Annotated in this window: 24 protein-coding genes and 2 tRNA genes; 18 read left to right on the top strand and 8 right to left on the bottom strand. The window is 60.6% G+C overall.

All coding sequences use genetic code 11. The annotated features are described in order from the left end of the window. Window positions 1-533: 533 nt before the first annotated feature. A complete protein-coding gene (locus AC1VON_RS09895; protein ID WP_483121814.1) occupies window positions 534-857 on the bottom strand; it encodes a hypothetical protein in 324 nt (107 codons plus the stop codon). Between the two features lie 863 nt (window positions 858-1,720). On the opposite strand from AC1VON_RS09895, the gene AC1VON_RS09890 reads away from it, so the two are divergent. Then, on the top strand, window positions 1,721-2,332 hold the full coding sequence (locus AC1VON_RS09890; RefSeq protein WP_483121812.1) for a cell envelope biogenesis protein TolA: 612 nt from the start codon (window positions 1,721-1,723) through the stop codon (window positions 2,330-2,332). Window positions 2,333-2,518: 186 nt separating this feature from the next. Here AC1VON_RS09890 and AC1VON_RS09885 read toward each other — a convergent pair whose 3' ends face one another. Together AC1VON_RS09885 and AC1VON_RS09880 are read right to left on the bottom strand one after the other, a co-directional pair. Beyond that, on the bottom strand, window positions 2,519-4,006 hold the full coding sequence (locus tag AC1VON_RS09885) for a site-specific integrase (protein ID WP_483121810.1): 1,488 nt from the start codon (window positions 4,004-4,006) through the stop codon (window positions 2,519-2,521). A 176-nt stretch (window positions 4,007-4,182) separates the two neighbouring features. Continuing rightward, a tRNA-Thr gene (locus AC1VON_RS09880) sits at window positions 4,183-4,257 on the bottom strand. 162 nt (window positions 4,258-4,419) lie between these two features. Between AC1VON_RS09880 and AC1VON_RS09875 the strand changes: the two genes are divergently transcribed. The 9 genes from AC1VON_RS09875 to yacG all read left to right on the top strand — a co-directional run bounded on the left by AC1VON_RS09875 (window position 4,420) and on the right by yacG (window position 10,071). After that, window positions 4,420-4,596, top strand: a complete 177-nt coding sequence (locus AC1VON_RS09875) for a hypothetical protein (RefSeq protein ID WP_172352262.1) — start codon at window positions 4,420-4,422, stop codon at window positions 4,594-4,596. Between the two features lie 129 nt (window positions 4,597-4,725). Next, window positions 4,726-6,018 carry a UDP-N-acetylglucosamine 1-carboxyvinyltransferase gene (murA, locus tag AC1VON_RS09870; RefSeq protein ID WP_483121808.1) on the top strand — a complete coding sequence of 431 codons (1,293 nt, stop codon included), beginning with the start codon at window positions 4,726-4,728 and terminating at the stop codon, window positions 6,016-6,018. A 208-nt stretch (window positions 6,019-6,226) separates the two neighbouring features. Continuing rightward, window positions 6,227-6,661: a DUF2948 family protein gene (locus AC1VON_RS09865; RefSeq protein ID WP_172352264.1), complete on the top strand. Its 435-nt coding sequence runs from the start codon at window positions 6,227-6,229 to the stop codon at window positions 6,659-6,661. Between the two features lie 7 nt (window positions 6,662-6,668). Beyond that, window positions 6,669-7,961, top strand: coding sequence for a histidinol dehydrogenase (gene hisD / locus AC1VON_RS09860; protein WP_483121805.1), 1,293 nt, complete (start codon window positions 6,669-6,671; stop codon window positions 7,959-7,961). Window positions 7,962-7,967: 6 nt separating this feature from the next. Beyond that, a complete protein-coding gene (locus AC1VON_RS09855; RefSeq protein WP_056565905.1) occupies window positions 7,968-8,453 on the top strand; it encodes a UPF0262 family protein in 486 nt (161 codons plus the stop codon). Continuing rightward, window positions 8,441-8,911: an arsenate-mycothiol transferase ArsC gene (locus tag AC1VON_RS09850; RefSeq protein WP_172353107.1), complete on the top strand. Its 471-nt coding sequence runs from the start codon at window positions 8,441-8,443 to the stop codon at window positions 8,909-8,911. Before AC1VON_RS09855 ends, AC1VON_RS09850 begins: the two co-directional genes overlap by 13 nt. A gap of 97 nt (window positions 8,912-9,008) precedes the next feature. Then, entirely contained in the window at window positions 9,009-9,227 is a 219-nt protein-coding gene (infA, locus tag AC1VON_RS09845; protein WP_006200926.1) for a translation initiation factor IF-1, read from the top strand. Between the two features lie 23 nt (window positions 9,228-9,250). Further along, window positions 9,251-9,877 carry a Maf-like protein gene (locus tag AC1VON_RS09840; protein WP_483121801.1) on the top strand — a complete coding sequence of 209 codons (627 nt, stop codon included), beginning with the start codon at window positions 9,251-9,253 and terminating at the stop codon, window positions 9,875-9,877. Then, window positions 9,874-10,071, top strand: coding sequence for a DNA gyrase inhibitor YacG (gene yacG, locus AC1VON_RS09835; protein ID WP_172352267.1), 198 nt, complete (start codon window positions 9,874-9,876; stop codon window positions 10,069-10,071). The genes AC1VON_RS09840 and yacG overlap by 4 nt, the downstream gene beginning before the upstream one ends. Before the next feature lie 32 nt (window positions 10,072-10,103). Here yacG and AC1VON_RS09830 read toward each other — a convergent pair whose 3' ends face one another. Continuing rightward, window positions 10,104-11,309, bottom strand: coding sequence for an ROK family transcriptional regulator (locus tag AC1VON_RS09830; RefSeq protein WP_172352268.1), 1,206 nt, complete (start codon window positions 11,307-11,309; stop codon window positions 10,104-10,106). A gap of 168 nt (window positions 11,310-11,477) precedes the next feature. On the opposite strand from AC1VON_RS09830, the gene AC1VON_RS09825 reads away from it, so the two are divergent. The 4 genes from AC1VON_RS09825 (at window position 11,478) to AC1VON_RS09810 (ending at window position 15,518) form a co-directional block, all read left to right on the top strand. Next, the gene (locus AC1VON_RS09825; RefSeq protein WP_483121798.1) at window positions 11,478-12,647 is read left to right on the top strand and encodes an SGNH/GDSL hydrolase family protein; all 1,170 of its coding nucleotides are present in this window, start codon (window positions 11,478-11,480) and stop codon (window positions 12,645-12,647) included. 111 nt (window positions 12,648-12,758) lie between these two features. Beyond that, on the top strand, window positions 12,759-13,712 hold the full coding sequence (locus tag AC1VON_RS09820; RefSeq protein WP_483121796.1) for a sugar ABC transporter substrate-binding protein: 954 nt from the start codon (window positions 12,759-12,761) through the stop codon (window positions 13,710-13,712). Further along, window positions 13,712-14,500, top strand: a complete 789-nt coding sequence (locus tag AC1VON_RS09815; RefSeq protein ID WP_206681875.1) for an ATP-binding cassette domain-containing protein — start codon at window positions 13,712-13,714, stop codon at window positions 14,498-14,500. Before AC1VON_RS09820 ends, AC1VON_RS09815 begins: the two co-directional genes overlap by 1 nt. A 100-nt stretch (window positions 14,501-14,600) precedes the next feature. Continuing rightward, complete coding sequence (locus tag AC1VON_RS09810) at window positions 14,601-15,518, top strand: ABC transporter permease (RefSeq protein ID WP_483121794.1); 918 nt, start codon at window positions 14,601-14,603, stop codon at window positions 15,516-15,518. 23 nt (window positions 15,519-15,541) lie between these two features. Here AC1VON_RS09810 and melA read toward each other — a convergent pair whose 3' ends face one another. Continuing rightward, entirely contained in the window at window positions 15,542-16,912 is a 1,371-nt protein-coding gene (gene melA / locus AC1VON_RS09805; protein WP_483121793.1) for an alpha-galactosidase, read from the bottom strand. A 405-nt stretch (window positions 16,913-17,317) separates the two neighbouring features. Between melA and AC1VON_RS09800 the strand changes: the two genes are divergently transcribed. Together AC1VON_RS09800 and AC1VON_RS09795 are read left to right on the top strand one after the other, a co-directional pair. Beyond that, window positions 17,318-17,393 (top strand) — tRNA-Phe (locus AC1VON_RS09800). Window positions 17,394-17,554: 161 nt separating this feature from the next. Beyond that, complete coding sequence (locus tag AC1VON_RS09795; RefSeq protein ID WP_483121791.1) at window positions 17,555-18,742, top strand: tyrosine-type recombinase/integrase; 1,188 nt, start codon at window positions 17,555-17,557, stop codon at window positions 18,740-18,742. A gap of 77 nt (window positions 18,743-18,819) precedes the next feature. Here AC1VON_RS09795 and AC1VON_RS09790 read toward each other — a convergent pair whose 3' ends face one another. Next, window positions 18,820-19,224, bottom strand: coding sequence for a hypothetical protein (locus AC1VON_RS09790; RefSeq protein WP_483121789.1), 405 nt, complete (start codon window positions 19,222-19,224; stop codon window positions 18,820-18,822). Between the two features lie 245 nt (window positions 19,225-19,469). Between AC1VON_RS09790 and AC1VON_RS09785 the strand changes: the two genes are divergently transcribed. After that, complete coding sequence (locus tag AC1VON_RS09785; RefSeq protein ID WP_483126299.1) at window positions 19,470-19,676, top strand: helix-turn-helix domain-containing protein; 207 nt, start codon at window positions 19,470-19,472, stop codon at window positions 19,674-19,676. 37 nt (window positions 19,677-19,713) lie between these two features. Here the strand turns inward: AC1VON_RS09785 and AC1VON_RS09780 are convergent, their stop codons facing one another. Next, window positions 19,714-20,862: a type I restriction-modification system subunit M gene (locus tag AC1VON_RS09780; RefSeq protein ID WP_483121787.1), complete on the bottom strand. Its 1,149-nt coding sequence runs from the start codon at window positions 20,860-20,862 to the stop codon at window positions 19,714-19,716. A 217-nt stretch (window positions 20,863-21,079) separates the two neighbouring features. Between AC1VON_RS09780 and AC1VON_RS09775 the strand changes: the two genes are divergently transcribed. Beyond that, window positions 21,080-21,193 (top strand): hypothetical protein, encoded by a 114-nt coding sequence (locus AC1VON_RS09775; protein ID WP_483121785.1) that lies wholly within the window; start codon window positions 21,080-21,082, stop codon window positions 21,191-21,193. 113 nt (window positions 21,194-21,306) lie between these two features. Here the strand turns inward: AC1VON_RS09775 and AC1VON_RS09770 are convergent, their stop codons facing one another. Further along, window positions 21,307-21,990, bottom strand: a complete 684-nt coding sequence (locus AC1VON_RS09770) for an outer membrane protein (RefSeq protein WP_483121783.1) — start codon at window positions 21,988-21,990, stop codon at window positions 21,307-21,309. Window positions 21,991-22,597: the final 607 nt, after the last annotated feature.

The following is a 22,597-nucleotide window of genomic DNA, read 5'->3' as shown; positions in this document are numbered from 1 at the left end:
AAACTGCAGGTGGTCTTTAGGTCGGCTTGAGGTGGTATCGGGAGCAATATGGCTCACGCGCACCGCTTGATAGAGTGACCCTCGTCGTTATCTGGACCGACCCTCACCCATCCCATGGCTGTTGCCGACAACAAGCTGAGCCATCTCGTCCCTTCAGCGCTGTTTCCTGCGCACGGACCTCTCGCATCTGCTTTTGGAAGCTCCATTTCGAGATATAGGAAGCTCCAACAACGAGAACGCCGACTGCCGTAACCATCGCAAGCATCATTTAACCGCCTCCTTTACGACATGCCGTTGTTTTTGAATTCTGTGAACAGTCAAAGACGATAGCGGCTACGTTCTGAAAGCACGTTTGCCGAGGCGCGCGCGCAGACTATGCTCGCCCAACTGCAATTGCGGGAGCACTGTCGATGTTTGGTTCGACATTTCGGCAAACAGGTGATGCTGAACGAGATCCTGTTTGGAGTGATCGCTTGGCGCGGGGAAAGCGCTGGAGCGCTTTGCCCAAAGCCCACCTCCTGCGAATACCTTCCTTAGTCGCCCATCCAACGCATTGCCCTGCGTTTGTCGTTGAGACGCTTCTCCGGCGGCCATGCGGTAATGATGTGCTTGCCGTCTGACAGCACGTAAACCCGTTCACCTAGGCGAGCGATTCTGACTGAATAGATCGCTGTCCTTTTCGACCGTCTCTCAATCAGCTTGGCGTAGCCATGTTTGATGTCGTGAACGATATCTGAGAATTCGCCTGGCCCCAGGACGATTCCGTAACGGATCAGGAGCTGACGATGAAAATGCCAGTGCCTCGCTGGAATTGATGCACCATTCCAACGAGGATTGAAGTGGGGCTTCTTGCTCACTGACCACCTCGACGGTCACTGAAGATCAGTCGCAGCTTTTGGATACGGTCGAGCGTTGGAGACGGGTCTGTGTCCCCACTTGCAAGCCTGATGAATTCGATCCACCCGAGTTCATTTGACGTGATGGCTCTTTCCGAAGTGCGCCTCTGACAGACGACGACGGAGACTTCGTCGGCGGCGCCGCTCATTTGCCGAAGATCCCACGGAGAGCGGCCCTGGATCTGGATGTGAGGCTCGGATCCGAATAGTCGGAGGCCTTTCGGATTTCCTCCAACCAGGCGGTCTCGTTTTCAGTCACGAGGGTCCCGAAGATCTTGCGGATGGCGAGTTCGGTTGTATCGCCGCCAAGCTGTTCAACGGCCATCATGAAGAGCAAGGCTGGATCGCATTCGAGCGCTTGGCCAGAGCCGGGACGCGGTCGAGCGGCAACTTGCTAGAGCCTACCTTGATGTTCGTCAGCATGTTGTGCTGTGCGAAGCCCGCCTCGCCTGAGATCAGCGACTGCGTCTTACGCGCCTTCAGCTCTAGAATGCGTCTCTCGACGAATTTTGCCAGCCTGGTTTCAGAATACGGCCTATTTGTCTCGCGTCTAACCATTGTTTCATTCTCTTATTTTCGCAATCGTCTTGCTTGCTACAGACATATAGCAGTATATCGATGGATATATTAACTAATACTGCGGACAAATGAGTTGCATTCCCTTTCGCCACGCTAATTCTTGGTGGCGATGTGCCTGTGACGACAGCTGGGGCCATTTTCGCATTTGCTCCGCACGGGCGGGGCTGCTTGACTCGCGGCCCGCACGAGCTACGTCCATCGACAGCACAATCCAAGCGGTGGCGTTTTGCGAGGGTCTCTATCGGATGGCGAAGAAACTCAAAGTCTATCAAACCTCTATCGGCTTCTTTGACCTTGCCGTGGCCGCGCCGTCGATGAAGGCAGCAGCAGAGGCTTGGGGGACTGATCCCGACATCTTTAAACGCGGCTTCGCGAAACAGACGGAAGACCCGAAGTTGGTGGAGGCAACGACAGCCACGCCAGGCGTGGTTCTGCGACGGCCAGTCGGCTCGCATGGACAATTCACAGACAACGCTAAACTTCCGAAAGCGCCCGAGGCGGTTCAGCGCCTCCCTGACGATCGTGCGCAACGCGGGGGCGTCAGCAAAAAGGGCAAGACGAAATCCGATGGGAAAGCGGAACGGATCGAGGCGGCTGCTCTCGAAAAGAAGCAGAGGCGTGAAGCCCTTGATCTCGCCAAAGCCGAAGCGGACCGCGCGCGCGCAACGGAGCGACGCGACCGCATGATCGCCAAGGCCAACGCCGCTTTCGAACGGGCCGGCTGTCGCCATAAGGACACCATGAATTCCATTAGGCAGCGTCGAGATAGCCTAGACAGAGAGGAAGCCGACGAGAACGAGAGATGGGGACGTGAGCAGCAGGCTCGTGATGACGCGTTGGACCGGGCAAGAGAGTAAGGCCGCGAGCCGGTCAGCTGTTCTGCCCCTACCCGATGGTAAGAAATTGGCCCAAATCGACCTGCGGTCAATGTGCCCCCGCAACATCTCTGCTATTGGCCGCGCTGCCGACGGCGTGCAGACACTTTGTAGAAGGCTACCCTGGTTCAGGTCGCGTTAACGGCACAAACATGGAGCTGCGAGGGTCTAAGGGGATAAGTTGTAACTGGGGAACTTGTCCAGAGCCGCCTTCTTAGCGGCAATTGTCACGTCGCCGTAGTCGTCGCCGGCAGTTTTACCTGCATGCCCTTGGATCGCATCCAGAATTCGCCTGGAAATCCCCAGCTCTGTCCCAACTGTTTTGAATCGATGCCGCCATGCATGGTTGGGTGGAACACCTTCGGGTATTAAGTCCAGGCGCTGAAGCCACTGGCTCACGCGACCGGCGACGGTGCGTGCCGCGGTAATCCCATCCTTGCTGTTTGTATGAAACAGGGGGCCGTCGGGCGCGGCATCGACGAAATTCACGAAGCCCATTTCGACTATCTGCAGGTGCAGCGGCACGTCCCGGTAACCACCTGCCTTTACGGTGCCAGCATCTGGGGTGATGCGCATGATATAGGTCTCACCTTCTTTGCGGAAGTCTTGCTTTCGCAGCTGAGTGATTTCGGCAATGCGCGCGCCGGTGAAGGCACAGAGGAGCGGAGACCATCTCTTCGCTGCTGATGTTTGTGGCGCTTCAGTTGTTCGAGGATTGTCCGTTTTGGTGGGAACATAGTCGCGGGCTGTGCAGAGAATCGCAATCGCTTCAGGCAACGTGAACCCCTTCTCACGGCTGAGTGACTTCCTCGGCACGCCTTGCCGAACCCGCTCGGCGACATTCGATTGCAGGCGGTCGTTGTCTACAGCCCACGACAGGACAGCGCGCAGAGATGCAAGGTCGACGTCGGCCACCGTCTTGGCCGACAATGTCTTTAGTCGCTCGTCGCGCCACTCCATGACATTCTGTTTTGTCAGGCGTCTTGCATCATTGTGGCCGACGAATTTCGCCAGGTTGGCAAACACCGGCGTCCAGCGCCTTTCGGCCTCCCTGCCCTTTCCAACTGCCTTGCGTGACTTGATATAATCCACCAGCAATCCCTTCAGCGGAACGGGTGGCAGTTCATCCTCAATCGGCTTCGTCTCGGCGATGAGGGGGTGGGTCGGCTTGCCTGTGAAATCGCCCTCATCCCTTTCGGCGACACGGGATAGGGCCTCGTATTCGGAAATGCAGATCGCACGCGCCAGTGTGCGCCACTCTTCGGTTCCAAACTCGGCAGTCGTGTTTCCGATCACCCTGAAACGGTCAATCCGATTTTCGACCAATTCGGCAAGATCCCGATCGTTCAATTGACCGGCCATGCCCCGTCGCAACTGGGCTACGTTGCCATCGTCAATAGAGACGGAGGCCCACTGCGGACCGGCATTTCTGAGCCGCTCATCTTGAGCAAGCCGATCATTGTAATTGCGGAGGGCGATCTGGTCGAACGACAACGGGTAGCGGCCGATCACGACGGGTCGATTGCCCGCTTCCGCTGCACGGCGTTCCGCCAGGGCGATTCTGTGCTGTAGGGCAGCAACGGCGCCTGGAAGAGCCTTAAGTGCAGTTCTATAATCGCCTCCGAGCGGCGTTCGAAGTTCGCTCTTGCCATCCATAAAGGCCCTCAGGTCTTTCGGAATGACTAGTCTTGCGAAATAGCGACCGTCTCGATCAAGGAGATTTCGGACTGGCCTCCGCATGTTTTCCCGCCATTTTGTTACATGTTTTGTAACATCAGAATGGACAAGAAGCCTTGCATGTCAAGGGTTCCAGCGATTTCAATGGGATAAGATGGTGCTGCGAGAGAGGATTGAACTCTCGACCTCTCCCTTACCAAGGGAGTGCTCTACCACTGAGCTACCGCAGCCGCCGATGGCGGGGCTTCTGCCATATCGAACCGGCAAGCGCAAGGCCAAGAACAACGCTTCTGTGAAAGCCTTTGCCGGATAGCTTTTAATGACATGGCGGCGCCACAATGTTGGCTATCCCTGAACAACAGGGTTGGCCGGCCGCCGGCCGGGACGGGACGATGAGCGACAAGACGATATCACCGAAAAAGGGCAGCACGGACCGCAAGGGCCGGCTCGCCGAGCAGTTGCGCGCCAATCTGCAGAAACGCAAGGCGCAATCGCGCTCGCGCCGTACAGGTGAAGCCGACCAGAGGCCGGACGGGCTCGGCACGGCCAGGGAAATACAAAAAGATTAACTCAAATCGGCCACTCTTGGACCGGAGCGGGCGAAATCCTATTTCTTGAACCAGATTGGCCAATGGTCTAGACGGGCCGATACTCAAACGATTGAACCGGCCTTTTTGAGCCGAGAGGGACGTTCTTCCATGGATCGCATCAGAATTGTCGGCGGCAACAAGCTCGTCGGAAGCATTCCGATCTCGGGTGCGAAAAATGCCGCTTTGCCGCTGATGATCGCCTCGCTTCTGACCGACGACACGCTGACGCTGGAAAACGTGCCGCATCTGGCCGATGTCGAGCAGCTGATCCGCATTCTCGGCAATCACGGCGTCGACTATTCGGTCAATGGCCGCCGCGAGAAACAGAACGAGGGCTATTCGCGCACCATCAATTTCTCCGCCCGCAACATTGTCGACACGACGGCACCTTACGAGCTGGTGTCGAAGATGCGTGCGTCTTTCTGGGTGATCGGCCCGCTGCTGGCCCGCATGGGCGAAGCCAAGGTGTCGCTGCCCGGCGGCTGCGCCATCGGCACGCGCCCGGTCGACCTGTTCCTCGAAGGTCTGCAGGCGCTCGGCGCCGATCTCGACGTCGACACCGGCTATGTCATAGCCAAGACCAAGAATGGCCGCCTGGTCGGCAACCGCTATGTCTTCCCGAAAATCTCGGTCGGCGCTACCCATGTGCTGATGATGGCGGCATCACTGGCCAAGGGCGAAACCGTGCTGGAAAACGCCGCCTGCGAGCCCGAAATCGTCAACCTCGCCGAATGCCTCAACGCCATGGGCGCGAAAATTTCCGGCGCCGGCACGCCGACCATCACGATCGACGGCGTCGACGCGCTGTCGGGCGCGCGCGTGCGCGTCATTCCGGACCGCATCGAGACCGGCACCTATGCCATGGCTGTCGCCATGACCGGTGGCGATGTCGTGCTCGAAGGCGCGCGTCCCGAGCTGCTGCAGACCGCGCTGGACGTGATTTCGCAGACGGGAGCCGAGATCACACAGACCAATTCCGGCATCCGCGTGAAGCGCAACGGCGCCGGCATTTCGCCGGTCGACGTGACGACCGCGCCCTTCCCGGCCTTCCCGACCGACCTGCAGGCGCAGTTCATGGGCCTGATGACCATGGCCAAGGGCAAGTCGCGCATCACGGAGACGATCTTCGAAAACCGTTTCATGCATGTGCAGGAACTGGCCCGGCTCGGCGCCCACATCACGCTTTCGGGCCAGACGGCGATCGTCGACGGCGTGGCGAAGCTGAAAGGCGCGCCGGTCATGGCCACCGATCTTCGCGCGTCCGTCTCGCTGGTCATCGCCGGCCTTGCCGCCGAAGGCGAGACCACCGTCAACCGCGTCTATCATCTCGACCGCGGCTTCGAGCGGCTGGAGGAGAAACTCTCCAATTGCGGCGCGGTGATCGAGCGGATTTCAGCTTAGGCCAATCGGCGCGATTCCAAGCGTCCTGCAAAGCCGAATATTGGCGAAATCCTCGGTGAAGGCATCCTTCTCCCCGTCACGATACGGGGAGAAGTGGCCGGCAGAGCGATGAGGGGCAGCGCAAACCGAAGATATTGGCGCGGTTGCGCCGATCGCCAAGACCGCCTAACAGAAGGGCTGAACCGTCAACTTCAGGTGCGAAATCCGCATGGCAGCCCTCAAGCTTATCGCGCTCGACGACCAGGATCTGAGCATTGTTTCGGCTCATGTCCAGGACGCCGTCCTGAAAGTCAGTGACCTCGAATACCTGCCCTCGGCCAAGCGCTTCGTGCTGACCATGAACCGTTTCGTCTGGGAGGCGAAGTCGAGCCTGTTTCGCCAGCACAATGAGCGGCGGCAGGCCGTTCTGCATTTCGATCGGGTGCTGGGCGCCAAGACCAATGGCATTGCCCGCGACAAGCCGGCCGAGGTGCTGTCCCTGCTGGCGATCAGCTTCATCGAGATCAGCAAGCCGGCAGGCATCGTCGAGCTGATCTTTTCGGGCGGCGGCACCATCATGCTCGATGTCGAATGCATCGAGGCCCGCCTTGCCGATATTGGCGGCGCGTGGGAAGCCACGTCGCGTCCCGTCCACAAGGCTTGAGTGCCCCATGGCCATCACACTTGCCCAGTCCGATGCTGATTTCGAGCAGCGTTTCGCCGCCTTCCTGACGACCAAGCGGGAAGTATCCGCCGATGTCGAGGCCGCGGTGCGCGCGATCATCGCTCGGGTGCGCGCCGAGGGCGATGCGGCGCTGATCGACTATTCCAGTCGGTTCGACCGTGCCGACCTGAAAAGCGTCGGCATCGCCGTATCGAAAGACGAAATCGCCAGCGCCTATGATAGGGCCGATGCACAGACGATCAAGGCGCTCGAATTCGCGCGCGACCGCATCCGTGCCTATCATGAGCAGCAGCTTCCGAAGGACAATCGCTATACGGATGCCGCCGGAGTCGAACTGGGCTGGCGCTGGACGGCGATCGAAGCCGTCGGGCTCTACGTGCCGGGCGGCACCGCAAGCTATCCAAGCTCGGTGCTGATGAATGCCATACCGGCCAGGGTTGCCGGCGTCGAACGCGTCGCGATCTGCGTGCCCGCCTCCGGCGGCGCCATACCGCCGCTGGTGCTCGTGGCGGCCGATATCGCTGGCGTTTGCGAAATCTATCGCGTCGGCGGCGCCCAGGCGATCGCCGCCCTTGCCTATGGCACCGAAACGATAAAGCCGGTGGCCAAGGTCGTCGGCCCCGGCAATGCCTATGTCGCGGCGGCCAAGCGGCAGGTGTTCGGCACGGTCGGCATCGACATGATCGCCGGCCCCTCGGAAGTGCTCGTGGTGGCCGACGGCAACAACAATCCTGACTGGATCGCCGCCGACCTGCTCGCCCAGGCCGAACACGATGTATCGGCGCAATCGATCCTGATCACCGACGATCCGGCCTTCGGCAAGGCAGTCGAACAAGCGGTCCAACGCCAGTTGCAGAGCTTGCCGCGCGGCGAGACCGCCGCGGCGAGCTGGCGCGATTTCGGCGCGGTGATCGAGGTCAAGACCATCGAGGCCGCGCTGCCGCTGGTCGACCGTATCGCGGCCGAACATGTCGAGCTGGCCATCGACGATGCCGAAGGTTTCCTGTCGCGGATGCGCAATGCCGGTGCCGTCTTTCTCGGCCGCCACACGCCGGAAGCCATCGGCGACTATGTCGGCGGCTCCAATCACGTGCTGCCGACGGCCCGCTCGGCGCGCTTCTCGTCGGGCCTGTCGGTGCTCGACTTCGTCAAGCGCACCTCGGTCCTGAAACTCGGGCCGGAGCAGTTGCGTGTGCTGGCGCCGGCGGCGATCGCGCTCGCCAAGGCGGAAGGGCTCGAGGCGCATGGCCGCTCCGTCGCCATACGGTTGAACATGTAGGCTGAGATGACGGGCCCCGATCAAACCCGCGCAAAGCTGATCGATGTCGAACTCGATGAATCGATCGGCCGTTCGACGCCCGATGTCGAGCACGAACGGGCGGTGGCGATTTTCGACCTGATCGAGGAGAACAGTTTTCAGCCCGTCAACGACAGCGGCGCCGGTCCCTACCGGCTGAAACTGTCGTTGGCCGAGCAGCGTCTGGTCTTCGCCGTGGCGCGCGAGGACGGCACCGCGGTGGTCACCCACATCCTGTCGCTGACGCCGCTCCGGCGCATCGTCAAGGACTACTACATGATCTGCGAAAGCTATTACGACGCCATCCGCTCCTCGACGCCGAGCCATATCGAGGCGATCGACATGGGCCGGCGCGGTTTGCACAATGAAGGTTCGCAGACGTTGATGGACCGGCTCTCCGGCAAGATCGACATCGACTTCGACACGGCGCGACGGCTGTTCACGCTGGTCTGCGTGCTGCACTGGCGGGGCTAGCCCTGGTACCCGGCGCCCTGCCCCGCTCCATCCTGTTCCTGTGCGGCATGAACGCCGTGCGCTCGCCGATGGCCGAGCAACTGGCGCGCCGGATGCTGCCCGCCACCATTTTCGTCGCCTCGGCCGGCGTGCGCGCCGGCGAGCGCGACCCGTTCGTCGACGCCGTGCTTGCCGAGGAGGGTCTCACGCTGGGCGAGCGTCATCCAAGGACGCTGGGCGATCTCGAGGACGACTATTTCGACCTGATCGTCACGCTGGCGCCGGAGGCGCACCATGCCGCGCTGGAGCTCACCCGCTCGCTCGCCGTCGAGGTCGAATACTGGCCGACGCAGGACCCAACCGGTGCCAGCGGCACGCGCGAGCAGATCATGGCGGCCTACCGCGACGTGCGCGAGCGACTGAAGTTGCGCATAAGCCGACGTTTTTTGCCTCCAGAAGCAAAAAACGCGACGGATTAAGCGTGTTCACAAGCGCTCGATTATCATATAGGTTCCGCCGAAATTCCGGCCTGGGCGCGCCTGGGCGCCGGAACTGCCATCCAAGCAAAGGTATCGAATGCCGAAGGAAGAAGTCCTCGAGTTTCCGGGTGTCGTGACGGAATTGTTGCCCAACGCGATGTTCCGGGTGAAGCTCGAAAACGAACATGAGATTATCGCCCATACGGCCGGCCGCATGCGTAAGAACCGCATCCGCGTGCTGACCGGCGACAAGGTTCTGGTCGAGATGACGCCATACGACCTGACCAAGGGCCGCATCACCTACCGCTTCAAGTAAGATCAAGGCCCGGCCGGAACGCGATGAGCATTTTGCAGAAGCTGGTGCTTGCCTCGGGTTCGCCGCGCCGCATCGAACTTTTGCAGCAGGCCGGCATCGAGCCGGACCGGATCCTGCCAGCCGATGTCGACGAAACGCCGCTGCGTGCCGAGCATCCGCGTTCGCTCGCCAAGCGGCTGTCGAAGGAAAAGGCCGAGAAGGCGTTCGCATCGCTCAAGACCGAGACGGACTACGCGCCAGGCTTCGTGTTGGCCGCCGACACGGTTGTCGCGGTTGGGCGGCGCATCCTGCCCAAGGCCGAAACACTCGATGATGCCGCCAATTGCCTCGGGTTGTTGTCCGGTCGTTCGCACCGCGTCTATTCCGGCATCTGCCTGATCACGCCAGGCGGCAAGCTGCGCCAGCGGCTGGTCGAGACGCGGGTGCGTTTCAAGCGACTGCCGCGCGAGGAGATCGACGCCTATGTCGCCTCGGGCGAATGGCGCGGCAAGGCCGGCGGCTATGCCGTCCAGGGCCTCGCGGGGGCCTTTGTCGTCAAGCTCGTCGGCTCCTACACCAACATCGTTGGGCTGCCGCTCTATGAAACGGTGGCGCTGCTGTCGGGTGAAGGCTTCAAGATCCATCAGAACTGGCTGTCCGCGCGGCCATGAATTCCGACTCCAAGATCACGCCGCTACGCCCAAAGCGCCCCTGCCCCGAATGCGGCAAGCCATCGGCGCGCGACACCTTTCCGTTCTGCTCGACGCGCTGCAAGGACATCGACCTCAACCGCTGGCTGAAGGGCGCCTATGTCATCAAGGCTCGCGACGACGAGGAAGAGCCGGACACCGACGAGCCGCAATAAGGCCTGGCCATCAGCGCGGGACCAGACTTCGATCAGGCTTCTGCCGAGCCCGCGGGGCCATTGGCGTCCGATTGCAAGAAGAATCTGTCGAGGAGGGGAATGCAGGCCGCCCCAAGGCCGGCTGCCTGCCGGTCCGAAGTGCCCTCCCTGACGAAGAGAGCCGCAAGATCACTGGCGCCGATGGCCGAGAGCTTTTCCCTGATCTCGCGCACCAGCTCGGCTCTCACCCATTGCGGCATGAGGCCGTCCAGAACGATGCCCCTGAATGTGGCAAGCGCCGACGCCGAATGGACCGCCATCGATATGCTGGACGAGGTTGCCTCGATCCATTTCCTGAGCTCCGGGTCGGGGGCGCGAGACCCTGGCGCCAGACCGACATCGTCAACCGAAACCGATGTGCCGAGCGGTGCCACACCGCCGCTCGCAGATGGCACCAGGATGCGTCCGATTCCAGGCCTTGCATCGCGCCGCGAGAAGCCGAGGCGACCATGTTGGACAATGCCTCCGTCAAGCAAATGCCCGATGAAGATATAGAGGAAGTCGGGCGCGCCCCCGGCCAGTCCATAGGCCAGTTCCGCGCTGCATGCCGCCACCGCGTCCCGATCGAGATAGATCGATAGATGTGTTTCCTTGCCCATTTGCAGGGCCAGGTCCTCAAACTCGGCCCACGCGCTCTCCGGACCGTCCGTGCCCTTGCCGTTTGCGACCGCCGCGAGAATATCCGAAGCTACCGCTATGCCGATGTCCTCCAGCCGCGCGTGCTGGGCTGCGGTCAGGCGCGAGCGCATCTCGGCAATCGCCGTATATGCGATGCGTGCTATTTCACCCATTTCGCCCGCGCCGTAGGACAGCCTTCGCTGCTCTAGAACCCCGCCGACAAAATCGACCAGTGCGATGTCCGCATGGCGCAGCCCCAGCCGCAGGCCAAGAAACAGCGCTCCCTCGGGATTGATCGACATCGGGACCGACGGCTGTCCGACCTTGCCCTTGACGGGCCTTCCCGCCGACAGCAGTCCTTCCGCCTCGAGGGAGCGGACGATGACGGACGCGGTCTGCTTGGTTAACCCGGTGATCTCGGCGATCTGGGCTTTGGACAGTTGACCGTGAATCCTGATCAGCGACAGGGCAAGACGTTCATTCGACGCGCGGAGGCCGACCTGGTTCGCGCCCCTGTAAGCTGGATAGATACCGTTTGGGCTCGTTCGGGCAGAGCTTCCGCCCCCTATACGTCCGGTCACCGTGAATACCCCAATAGGACGCGCCCGCCGACCTGGATGTTGGCAGACGCAGATACGACCCTTGGCAAGGATTTGCAGGAGCGAGTAAATAAGTCAATCAAAATTACCTATTGACTTGATCCGCGACCTGAAAGTAGCTGGCATGGACCAAAGACGAGGGAAGCGAAGATGGTACGCGGCGACTGGATCGCAACATGGACTGCCAGCCCTATGAATGTCTGGGGCGCCGACATGGTGATCCCGGGGTTCTACAACCAGACGGTTCGCGAGATTGCCCGCATCAGCGTCGGTGGCCAGCGGTTAAGGATACGGGTGTCGAACGAGTTCGGCAGCGCACCGGTCGTCATCAACGCGGCGCATGTCGCACTGGCGGGCGAGGACGGAGCCATCCAGCCCCTGACGAGCCGCCCCCTCACCTTTGGCGGCGACGCGACCGCCTCGATCGCGCCGGGCGCTCCGCTGTTCAGCGATCCCGTGGAATTGGCGACGCCCGCGCTGTCCCGGCTTGCCCTGAGTTTCTATGTGAGCGGCCACCTTCCGGTGGAAACCCACCATTACGAGGCACAGCAGACGGCATTCATATCCATACCGGGGAATTTCGCGGCCTCCGAACTCCTGCCGCTTCAGCAAACCACCACCAGCCGCTACTTCGCTTCAGCCATCTACGTCGACGCAAAGGAAGGATCGCGCGCGATTGCCTGCTTCGGCGACTCCATTACCGACGGCTACGGTTCGCAGATAGACGGCGACAGGCGGTGGCCGGACATTCTGAGCGAGCGGCTCAGCGCCAGCACCGCGACGCAGGACCTGGCCGTGCTCAACCTTGGCATCGGCGGCAACCGGCTTCTGAGCAATCGCCGCGGCACGAAGGCTTTGGAGCGGTTCGACCGCGATGTGCTCAGCCTGCCCAGGGTATCGCATCTCGTCATTCTGGAGGGCGTCAACGACATAGGCTGGCCCAACACCGCGCTCGCGGGCGCCGATGAGGCCGTAACGGCAAGACAAATCATATCGGCGATCAGGCAGCTTGCCGCGCGCGCCGAGACTGCCGGCATTCGCGTCATCCTGGGGACCCTGACCCCATTCGAAGGAACAACATCGGAATCGCCGGTCGGCGATTTCTACACCCCCGAGAAAGAGAAGGTTCGCGCCGCCGTCAATGCATGGATCCGAAAGGCCGAAGGCGTTCACGGCTTTGTCGACTTTGATGCCGCCGTTCGCGATCCTGGCCGGCCAACCAGGCTCCTCCCAGCCTATGATTGCGGCGATCACATCCACCCGAGCGACGCGGGCTACAGGGCCATGGCACAAGCCATCGACATGGCCCTGTTCGAGTAATGGCATATTTAGTAAGTCATTCTGACTTATTATTGACACATGCCAATGTTTGTTGCATAACGTCCTCGAACGCTGGCGAGCCGTGGCTGCAAGCGTCAATGGGAGGATTTCATGCGAACCAATAGTCTGCGGTTGCCGCGCATAGCGCTGGCATGCGCGTTGAGTGCCTTCACCGCCTTCGGACCAGCGGCTGCTGGAGCGGCGGACCTTTCCTCGATTCTTTTCGTCAATCCGCTGCCCAAATATCCGGCGTGGCGACTGATCGGCGATTGCGTCGCCAATCGGGCGAAGGAACTGAACATTCCCACGACGGAATCCGGCCCGACCACCGGCAATCTCGATGCCACCGTCATGATTCAGCAGATACAGCAGGGCATCGCCAACAAGGCGGGAGCGATACTGACCTTTCCGGCGACGGCGGGATTTGTTCCCCTGCTCCAGCAGGCGGGGAAGGCCGGTATCACGGTCGGCACGTTCTATGGTGCTTCCGGAACGGAATCCGGCTCGAACGTGAACATCGGGGCAAACTTCACCCGGGTCGGCGAAATCTTTGTCGAAGCGATAGCAAAGCGCGAGGGCCCGCAGCATGTCGGGCTGATGGCGCAGGGACCAAGCGGCGCGGCCAAAGCCTTCGTCGACGGGTTCACCGCGGCGGCCGCGAAGACCCAGAACGTCACCGTGTCCGCTGTGGTCTACACCAATGACGATGCCAGCAAGGCGCTTGACCAGGCCAATGCCCTTTTGACGGCGCATCCCGAGGTCAACGTCATCGCCTCGCATATGGGAACCGCCACGCAGGGCGGGACCGCCGCCATCAAGTCCAAGGGCCTGACCGGCAAGGTCGTATTCGTCGCCAATGGGACGGCAGGTGGCGGCGAGCAAGGACTTGCCGACGGCACCGTCTACAAGCTGATGCTGCAGGATCTTTGTACGGCGGGGTCCAAAATGGTCGATTCCGTCGCGGCCATCGCTCACGGCGAGACGGTTCAACCGCAGATCGATGTTGGCGTGCGCATGTTCGACGCGAGCGACTACAAGGAATATCTCGCCAAGGGATGGCAGTGATGGCATTCGCCCAGCCGGACATTCCGGCACCCGCGCTGGAGATGCTCGGGGTGGGCAAGTCGTTCGGCAACGTCAAGGCGTTGTCGAATGTCGATATCACCGCCGGGGCGGCCGAAATCCATGCCATTGTCGGCGACAATGGTGCGGGCAAGTCGACCACGCTCAAGATCATGTGCGGGATTTTCCGTCCGGATCAGGGGCAACTGCGACTGGGCGGAAAGTCGGTTGAGATGCGCGACGCGTCGGAGGCCCATCACCTCGGCATCTCGGTTGTTCATCAGGACCTCGCTCTTGTCGAATGCCTGGACATCGCCACGAACATGGCTTTGGGAGCCATTCCGCGCAGAGGACGCTTCCGGCTAGACCGCCGCCGCATGGAGACGGAAGCCGCCAAGGTGCTGGACGAGCTGAAGATAAGGGTCGGCTCGGTCCGCACCCAGATCGGACTGCTTTCTGGAGGCGAACGTCAAATCGTCGCCATAGCCCGCGCGGTTCGGATGGATCTTCCGATCATGCTTCTCGACGAGCCTACCGCGGCACTGGGAGTCCGGGAGACGGCCCATGTGGGAGAAATCCTCGGCGAGCTCCGGCAGCAGGGGAAGGCCGTCATCTGCATCAGCCACGACATGGATTTCGTGTTTCGCAATAGCGACAGCATCACTGTCATGCGGCTGGGGCGCTCGGTCGCGACGCGACGCACCAGGGATACCAGCCGCGATGAAATCATCGGACTGATTACAGGTGCGATCCAGGGCGACACTGCCAGTTCCGATCCAACCTTTGCCTGAACGAGGGAACCAGACCGTGGCCAGCGAACGGGCAGAACACCAATCTTCGACAGCCTCGCAAGGTGTCCTTTCAACACTGATGTTGCGCCAGGAAACGACATTGCTGGCGGTCATCGTGGCGGTTGGAATCGTTGCCACGCTTCGCAACCCCGCATTCCTCAACCCGGCAAATCTCACCGACATCGCCCGCGCGGCGGTGATCTATTTCGTCATGGGCTGCGGCGCTTCACTGCTCATGATCGGAGGCGGGCTCGATTTCTCCGTGGGCGCCGTCTTCACGCTTGGCGGCATCACCTGCGCCTGGTTGCTGGTGTGGGGAGCGCCCTGGCCGCTTGCGGTCCTGGCGGGCGTGGCGGCTGGCGCCGCCGTCGGATACGTCAACAGCGTGATCATCGAGCGGCTGCACGTGCCTCCGATCATAGCGACCTTGGGCACCTTCTTCATCGTCGGCGGGCTATGTGTCCAATTCACTGGCGGAGAAGACATTGTCCCGCTGCCCGAAACGTTTCAGGCCCTGGGTCAGGGAGCCGTGCTCGGGATCCCCTACATCGTTCTCTATGCCATCGCGCTGGGGCTGCTCTTCTGGTTCCTGCTCGAACAGACGCCGTTCGGTGTCGAGACACGCGCGCTGGGTGGCAATCGCAAAGCCGCGATCGCCAACGGCCTCAAGGTCAACAGGCTCGATACGATCCTCTACGTCACCGCCGGCGCCACCGCCGGCCTTGCCGGTGTCATCTACGCGGCGCGCGTTGGAAGTGGCCAGGTTGCCGCCGGTGGGCCCTCGGTCACACTCTCGGTCGTCACGGCCGTACTCATAGGCGGTATCAGCTTGCTCGGAGGCTTGGGGACAATCACCGGCGTTGCGGTTGGGGCCCTGTTGCTATCGGCGATCGATAACGCCCTCATCGTTGCCAGCGTGCCGCCCCAATACAATAGCATCATCATCGGCGCGATCCTTATCTGCGCAGTGGCGGTTGATCACATGCGCAGGGAACGTCTGTACAAGCGCCGTCGGTGAGGTCTTTCCCGGAGCTCGTCCGATCAGGCCGCGTGGGTTTTGCGGCTTGTCCGCGCCCAGGCCGGCAGCCAGTCGCCGTGGGCAGCCAGGAGATCATCGACCAGTGACCAGATCTGGTCGAGATCGAGCTCCGCCGCCGTGTGCGGATCCATCATCGCCGCGTGGTAGATGTGCTCGCGGTTCTCACTCACCAGCGCCCGCACCGTCAGTTCCTGGACATTGATGTTGGTACGGATCAGCGCCGTCAGCTGCGGCGGCAGGTCGCCAATATAGGTGGGCTGGATGCCCGAGGCATCGACGACGCATGGCACCTCGACGGCACAATCGCGGGGCAGCGAAGTGATGCAGCCATTGTTGCGGACATTGCCGTAGATCACCGACGGTTCGCCGGTCCAGACCGAATTCATGATCGAGGAGGCATATTCCGGGGACTGCTCGACCTCGATGCGGTCGGCCGAACGATAGGCTTGCGCCTGGCCCTTCCAGCGCTCGATCTGTTCGATGCAGCGCTTGGGATATTCGTCGAGCGGGATGCCGTATTTCTCGATCAGGTCCGGGCGGCTTTCCTTGATGAAATAGGGCGTGTATTCGGCGAAATGCTCCGAACTTTCGGTGACGAAATAGCCGAGCCTGGTCAGCATGTCGTAGCGCACCTTGTTGGGGCAGCGCGGATTCCAGCCGGCTTTTGGCGCGCGGCCTTCGCGATAGGCGCGAACGAGATCCGGATAGAGATCGCGATAGGAACCGTCCGGCTGGCGATGCTCGAACTTCAGATAGAACGACATGTGGTTGATGCCGGCCGAGCGATAGCGGATCTCCTCGTAGGGAAGATCGAGATCGTGCGCCAGTTCCATCGCCGTGCCCTGCACCGAATGGCAGAGGCCGACCTGCCGGATGCCAGGGTATTTCTCCGATATCGCCCAGGTGTTGATTGCCATCGGGTTGACATATTGCAGCATGATCGCCTGTGGGCAGACGGTGAGCATGTCCTCGCAGATCGTCCACAGATGCGGCACGGTTCTCAAGCCGCGCATGATGCCGCCGACGCCGAGCGTGTCGGCGATGGTCTGGCGCAGGCCGTATTTCTTCGGCACTTCGAAGTCGGTCACGGTGCAGGGCTCGTAGCCGCCGATCTGAAAGGCGACGACGACGAAGTCAGCACCGACCAGCGCCTTGCGCTGGTCGGAATAGGTCTCGGCCTTTGCTTTGACGCCGAGCGTCGCGATCAGCTTGTCGACGACGACAGCGCTTTCTTCCAGCCGCTGCGGATTGATGTCCATCAGCGCGATTGTCGCTCCCGACAAGGCCTGCCGCTGCAGCACGTCGCCGACAATGTTCTTCATGAACACCGTCGAGCCGGCGCCTATGAATGTGATCCTGGGATTTCTTGCCACGCCAATCTCCGGCATAAGTTCAGGCTTGATGCGGCTTCGACTATGCCGCGCTCAAGCCGCCGCCGTCCAGCCTGGGCGAACTGGACGACAGCCTGCGGCGCTGGACATCGCGCTTTCGCCTGCTGAACTCGAGTGCGATCTTGATCGCATGGTCGCGCCTGGCGCGGTCGGTGAAGAATGGCGGCCGGGACGGAGGCTAACTGGCCACAAGAGGCCGGGCCTCAGGCCATTCCGGCGATGCAAGCACCCGAGGGAGCCGCCTTTCGATGGCATCTCTTTTCCTGCCAGAAATCGACAGCTGGGCGCTGGACAGGCCGAATTCCCGTGCTATAACCCACGCGCTTTCAAGGGGCGCCCATGGCGCCTCATGAAATCCGGTTCACGAGAATTCGTTTGCCGGAACAGGCCCAGATAGCTCAGTTGGTAGAGCAGCGGACTGAAAATCCGCGTGTCGGTGGTTCGAATCCGCCTCTGGGCACCATTTCACTTTCCCAGCGCTTCTCACGACGTCTCACCAATCGATACAAATCAATGACTTAGCCTAGTTTGGCGGTTTATGGTGACCCACCGCGTGCCGTTGCAACGCATCGGTTTGTGGGTAACGATTTAGGCGTTACCCATTACCCGGGAGGTCCGTTACCCATGTCTCTCTCTGACTTCGCCTGCAAGAACGCTAAGCCCAAAGACAAGCCGTATCGTCTTGCTGATGGCGACGGACTTTATCTGCTCGTCCGGAACAACGGCTCCAAACTCTGGCAACTGCGGTACCGCTACCTGGAGAAGGAAAATATCCTCTCCTTTGGAAAATACCCGCTGGTGTCACTTCTCGACGCGAGAGGAAACCGCGACGACGCCAAGAGGCTGTTAATCGCCGGCATCAACCCCTCCACCAGACGCAAAGAGGAGAAGGTTGCCGCCATCACGGAAGCACGCACCACATTCGCCTTGGTCGCCGAGGAGTATGTCACGCGGATGGAGGAACGGGACGCTGCGGCGGCTACCATCACTAAAACCAAATGGCTTCTGGAAGATCTGGCCGGCCCACTCGCCAAACGCCCCATTAACGAGATCACTCCAGCCGAAATTTTCCAACTCCTCCAGAAGATCGAAAAGAGTGGTCGAAGAGAGACAGCGCGGCGTTTACGCGGCGTGATAGGCAGCGTCTTCCGCTTGGCCATTGTCACCTTACGGGCAGAGGCCGATCCAACCCTACACCTTCGGGGCGCTCTCCAGCCGCCGAAAGTCAACGGTCGTGCCGCTATCACCGATGAAAAGAAGCTCGGCAAGCTCCTGATGACGGTCGACGAATACGACGGCTGGCCAACCATCAAAGCCGCCCTCCAGTTTCTTGCCCTCACCTGTGTCCGTCCCGGTGAAGTACGGGGCGCCACGCGCGACGAGTTCGACCGAAAGAAGGCCGTCTGGCATATTCCAGCCGAGCGCATGAAGATGCGTGCTCCGCACGACGTGCCACTGTCCAAACAGGCGCTTTCGGTTTTGGAAGAGGTCTGGCAGCTCTCAGAGGACGGCGGCCTGGTCTTTCCTTCGATCCGCTCCACAAAACGGCCGCTTTCCGAGAACGCCATGAACGCTGCGCTACGACGTATGGGCTACGGAAAGGACGAGGTGACCGCCCATGGTTTCCGGGTGACCGCCAGCACCATCCTCAACGCCCGCGACTACGATCCAGACGTGATTGAAGCTGTGCTGGCGCACCAGGACAAGAACGCCATCCGACGGACCTACAACCGAGCGACCTATTGGGAGCAGCGGGTCACGCTAATGCAGGAGTGGGGAAATCTGCTAGACGCGTTGAAGGCGAACCATTAGTCTTAAACGCGTTCCACTATCGGATCGCTGTTTTCAGTGTTGGCGTTGACCGCTGCCGATATTGGTACTTGAGCCATTCACCCGTGCGCCTCCAAGGCCGCGACGAGCTTGGTTGCTTCTTTCCGATGCCGCGCCACATCCGCGCGGGTAGCAGCCCGGTTTAACCGGTAGGCCGGCAGATCGCCAGCAATCGCCTTCAGGTCGCGCAGAACGGACGCGATGTGCGGCCATGGAAAATCCGTCGGGTCGCCAATGTCTCGGTCGGCACCAACAATCATTTCCAGTTTTGCCACGATACCCACGAGAGACTGAGCCGCGACGTTGGGAATCGAATCCTGAAATCGGAGTGCCTCGGTCATCGCAAACACCTCGGCCTCGCGAACCACCGCATATTCCGATCCCTCCTCCGACGCGGCCACCGAAGTTCGACGCGTTTTCTGTTCTCCATCTGTCAATACCGGAATTCCGGGATTGACCATCATTCGCGTCTCCAACCGCTGCTGCACCCGACAAAGGACCAGCGACACGTGGCGAGCGCGGTGCCAGTCGGTCCACAGGCTCAATGCGGGATCTGGAGAGTTGCCGCTAGAGACTGCAATTTGGCGAAAACCATTCATTCGGATGACCATTTCCGTTGACGACGGGGTTTCCCTCCATAGCATACTGAATGACGAATAGGAACTATCGTTCCTGGAATGATCGTTCCATTCCCGAGTTATCTCTTGGGATGGACCTCAAGGAAACCTTGGCTATCAATTTACGGCGGGCAAGAAGCAGCCGACATCTAACGCAAGAGGAATTGGCCGAGCGATCGGGCCTGAGCGCGCGCTACATTGGAGCGATTGAACGCGGCAGTGTATCGGCCAGTGTCACGGTTCTCGGCCGGATCGCGGACGCGCTCGGAATGGACCCAGAAGCCCTGATCCGCCGTTGAGGTAAGGCGTGCGCATAGCCGCATGCGAGCTCGCAATTTAGGAACACCGTAGCGTGCGGGCGGCGGCGCGCGTCGGCTTCGGACTCATCTTGGATGGTCGAGATGGATGTGCGATCTCAGGAACTGCCATTGATTCGCTCATGCCAGTAGCGGCTTCCGCCCCCATTACCGCCGTGCAAGCGAACGTCGATATTGATCGAAAACGGACGTTGAAATTGGACGTTTCTCGATTTGCGGCCCGACCCCAGCGCTTGGTTGGCAAGAAGCTCAAATCAACCTTTGGCGAGTGGCAAGGGAGGAAGACCAAGCTCCTGCAAGAATGTGTTGTGCTTCGCTGTCGCTTCGCGAATTTGCGTCTCGATGTGGACCAAGTGTTCATGGGTAGCAACAGATCGATTTCCAGCTCCTCCTGGGCCGTGCTGATGTAGCGAGATATGTTGAGGTTGAAACCCTCCTCAGCAATTCGATCCATGCCCACGCGCTTGGAGTAGCGCTCCTCTTCCCTTCGAAATTGGTAAGTTTCGATGATCTTGTCGATATGCTCGTCCGTAAGCTGGTTCTGGCGCTTGCCCTTCGCAAAATGCTCCGCAGCGTTGATGAAGAGCACGTCGTCGGGCTTCTTGCACTTCTTCAGCACAAGGATGCAGACCGGGATGCCCGTCGAATAGAACAGGTTTGCAGGCAGTCCGATGACCGTGTCGATGTGACCATCCTTCAGAAGCTTGGTTCGGATGCGCTCTTCCGCCCCGCCTCTGAACAGCACCCCGTGCGGGAGGATGATGGCCATCAAACCCTCATCCTTCAGATAGTGGAAACCGTGCAGCAGGAAGGCGAAATCGGCGGCCGACTTTGGCGCGAGGCCGTAGTTCTTGAACCGGACGTCGTCGCCCATCGCCTCAGTCGGCTCCCAGCGCAAACTGAAGGGCGGGTTGGCCACGATGGCATCGAATAAGGGCTTCTTAGCGGGGTTCAACTCGCGCAGGATGTCCCAGTCATTGGCCAGTGTGTCGCCGTGGTAGATTTCGAACTCGGTGTCCTTCACGCCGTGCAACAGCATGTTCATGCGGGCGAGGTTGTAGGTGGTGATGTTCTTTTCCTGCCCGAAGATTCTGCCGATGCCGTGCGGCCCCATGCGCTTGCGCACATTCAGCAGCAGCGAGCCAGAGCCGCACGCGAAATCGAGCACGCTGGCGAGCCGTTTTCAGCCTCTGATAATTGCTTTGACGGTTTCGACCTAGCCATTGCGACACCTTTTAAGAGTCGCCCCACCTAAGAACAGAAAAGGAACAATTCCTTGCCCGTCAAGCCATGTTATGGAATCTATGCCGCATGAGCGATGAACTAGCCAAGCTTGCCGACGGCATGACGCCGGCGCCGCGAGAGCGCGCGAAAGCGCGGGACACATGTGCGAACACGCCGGTTGCACGAAGCATGCCGGCTTTGGCTTTTCCCGACCCCGCCAAGCCACGCATTGGTTCTGTTTGGATCACCGAGACGACGGCGAGCGGTATCTGTGAGGGGCGGCCGGAATCCGGGATGAACCCAGAGTCCCGCGAGCTAGGCATTAACCCGTATGGCCGCCCATCGCCCCTCTGACATTGCCTCACTGCGGCCACAGACCGCCGATGGCTCAGAATTTGTAGTTCACACCGAAACGCACCGTGTTGACGGAACGATCAACCTTCATGCGGTATCCATCCTCATTCGTTGACGTCACGTCGCCGAAGTCGGCGTATAGATATTCGGCCTTGGCCGTCCAGTGGTCGTTGAGCGCGTATTCTGCGCCCGCGCCAATGGTCCACCCCGCCTTGGTGCCACCGAAATCCGGCCAGCTGTCCGTCGGGTCGCCGTTCTCCGTCCACTGATGCTTGAAATGGGCTACTGCGAGACCGCCCGTGATGTAAGGCATGAACCGATCGAACGCATAGCCGGCGCGAGCGCGCACGGTGCCAAACATATCCATGTTATTTTCGAGAGTTACCCGCCCGGAATCCGGCGCATCAAAGCTGCGCTTGTTCGACGTGTAGGCCAGGTCGGCTTCGATGCCGAGCACGATGTTGTTGGATAGTTGCTGGTTGTAGCCGATGACCCCACCAACTAGAACACCGTCCGAGCCGGCATCGTAGGTGTCACCACCCCAATCGTCGTCGACATCGTGCCAATCGCTCTTGGTTTGCGACCAACCTATGTTTCCGCCGACGTAAACGCCTGACCAGTTGTAGGCAGCGGCGCCCTGCTCGATCACCACATCGGCAGCTGATGCGGACGTAGCCAGTCCAAAAACACAGACAGTGGCAAGTAGAAATTTCTGCATAGAAAACAGCTCCCCGTTACGAATCTCTATGTAGCCTGTGATCGCAAAACAAGGAACGCCTTAAGAATGGCACCTCGCGATTTGCATTGTTGTGTTGCGCGTATACCACGGTAGCCGCCGCCACGAACAACGCGTCCGACTATCTTGCGATTGCAAACCCGAGGGCGCGCTTTCGCTCCCAGCTAGTTCCCCACGGCCGTCCGCACCGGCCCTGTGCCCACCGGATGCCTACTCCGCCAGTGCCTATTGGCGCCGTCTGATCTAAGCAAGCGCGCCGGACAATCCCGCCGTCCCATATTGGGCGCATGGTTTGGCACGACAATTGCTTAGAGCCCTCTGTGGTAGCGTGAGGGCGCTACTTCGTATTTGCGTGGCACCAGGAGGTAGGCAATGCGGATAGTGGTAGGACCTGCGAAACGAGAAGGCGCTGCTCGGACGATTTTCCATCGACCGTTGGGCGATGGCGATTTCAGGTCCGAAGGGGATGGGGCGGTCGTCCTTTCGATAGATGCTGCCGGTATCTATGCAAAAGGTTCGCAATACCGATACCAGATTGAGTTGACGCTTGATGAACTCAACGCCCTCGGGAGCCGGCCGGAGGCCGCAG

It is taken from the genome of Mesorhizobium sp. HAY1-8B (assembly GCF_056868045.1).
Note: the sequence above shows the minus strand (reverse complement) of the source record. Positions and strands in the feature narration are given on the sequence as shown.

Bases quoted from the DNA above. Each gene is read 5' to 3' on its own strand.
- AC1VON_RS09890 (WP_483121812.1), top strand. From the start codon at position 1,721: ATGGCGAAGAAACTCAAAGTCTATCAAACCTCTATCGGCTTCTTTGAC.
- AC1VON_RS09885 (WP_483121810.1), bottom strand. From the start codon at position 4,006: ATGGATGGCAAGAGCGAACTTCGAACGCCGCTCGGAGGCGATTATAGA.
- AC1VON_RS09875 (WP_172352262.1), top strand. From the start codon at position 4,420: ATGAGCGACAAGACGATATCACCGAAAAAGGGCAGCACGGACCGCAAG.
- murA (WP_483121808.1), top strand. From the start codon at position 4,726: ATGGATCGCATCAGAATTGTCGGCGGCAACAAGCTCGTCGGAAGCATT.
- AC1VON_RS09865 (WP_172352264.1), top strand. From the start codon at position 6,227: ATGGCAGCCCTCAAGCTTATCGCGCTCGACGACCAGGATCTGAGCATT.
- hisD (WP_483121805.1), top strand. From the start codon at position 6,669: ATGGCCATCACACTTGCCCAGTCCGATGCTGATTTCGAGCAGCGTTTC.
- AC1VON_RS09855 (WP_056565905.1), top strand. From the start codon at position 7,968: ATGACGGGCCCCGATCAAACCCGCGCAAAGCTGATCGATGTCGAACTC.
- infA (WP_006200926.1), top strand. From the start codon at position 9,009: ATGCCGAAGGAAGAAGTCCTCGAGTTTCCGGGTGTCGTGACGGAATTG.
- AC1VON_RS09840 (WP_483121801.1), top strand. From the start codon at position 9,251: ATGAGCATTTTGCAGAAGCTGGTGCTTGCCTCGGGTTCGCCGCGCCGC.
- yacG (WP_172352267.1), top strand. From the start codon at position 9,874: ATGAATTCCGACTCCAAGATCACGCCGCTACGCCCAAAGCGCCCCTGC.
- AC1VON_RS09825 (WP_483121798.1), top strand. From the start codon at position 11,478: ATGGTACGCGGCGACTGGATCGCAACATGGACTGCCAGCCCTATGAAT.
- AC1VON_RS09820 (WP_483121796.1), top strand. From the start codon at position 12,759: ATGCGAACCAATAGTCTGCGGTTGCCGCGCATAGCGCTGGCATGCGCG.
- AC1VON_RS09815 (WP_206681875.1), top strand. From the start codon at position 13,712: ATGGCATTCGCCCAGCCGGACATTCCGGCACCCGCGCTGGAGATGCTC.
- AC1VON_RS09795 (WP_483121791.1), top strand. From the start codon at position 17,555: ATGTCTCTCTCTGACTTCGCCTGCAAGAACGCTAAGCCCAAAGACAAG.
- AC1VON_RS09790 (WP_483121789.1), bottom strand. From the start codon at position 19,224: ATGATGGTCAATCCCGGAATTCCGGTATTGACAGATGGAGAACAGAAA.
- AC1VON_RS09785 (WP_483126299.1), top strand. From the start codon at position 19,470: ATGGACCTCAAGGAAACCTTGGCTATCAATTTACGGCGGGCAAGAAGC.
- AC1VON_RS09775 (WP_483121785.1), top strand. From the start codon at position 21,080: ATGTGCGAACACGCCGGTTGCACGAAGCATGCCGGCTTTGGCTTTTCC.
- AC1VON_RS09770 (WP_483121783.1), bottom strand. From the start codon at position 21,990: ATGCAGAAATTTCTACTTGCCACTGTCTGTGTTTTTGGACTGGCTACG.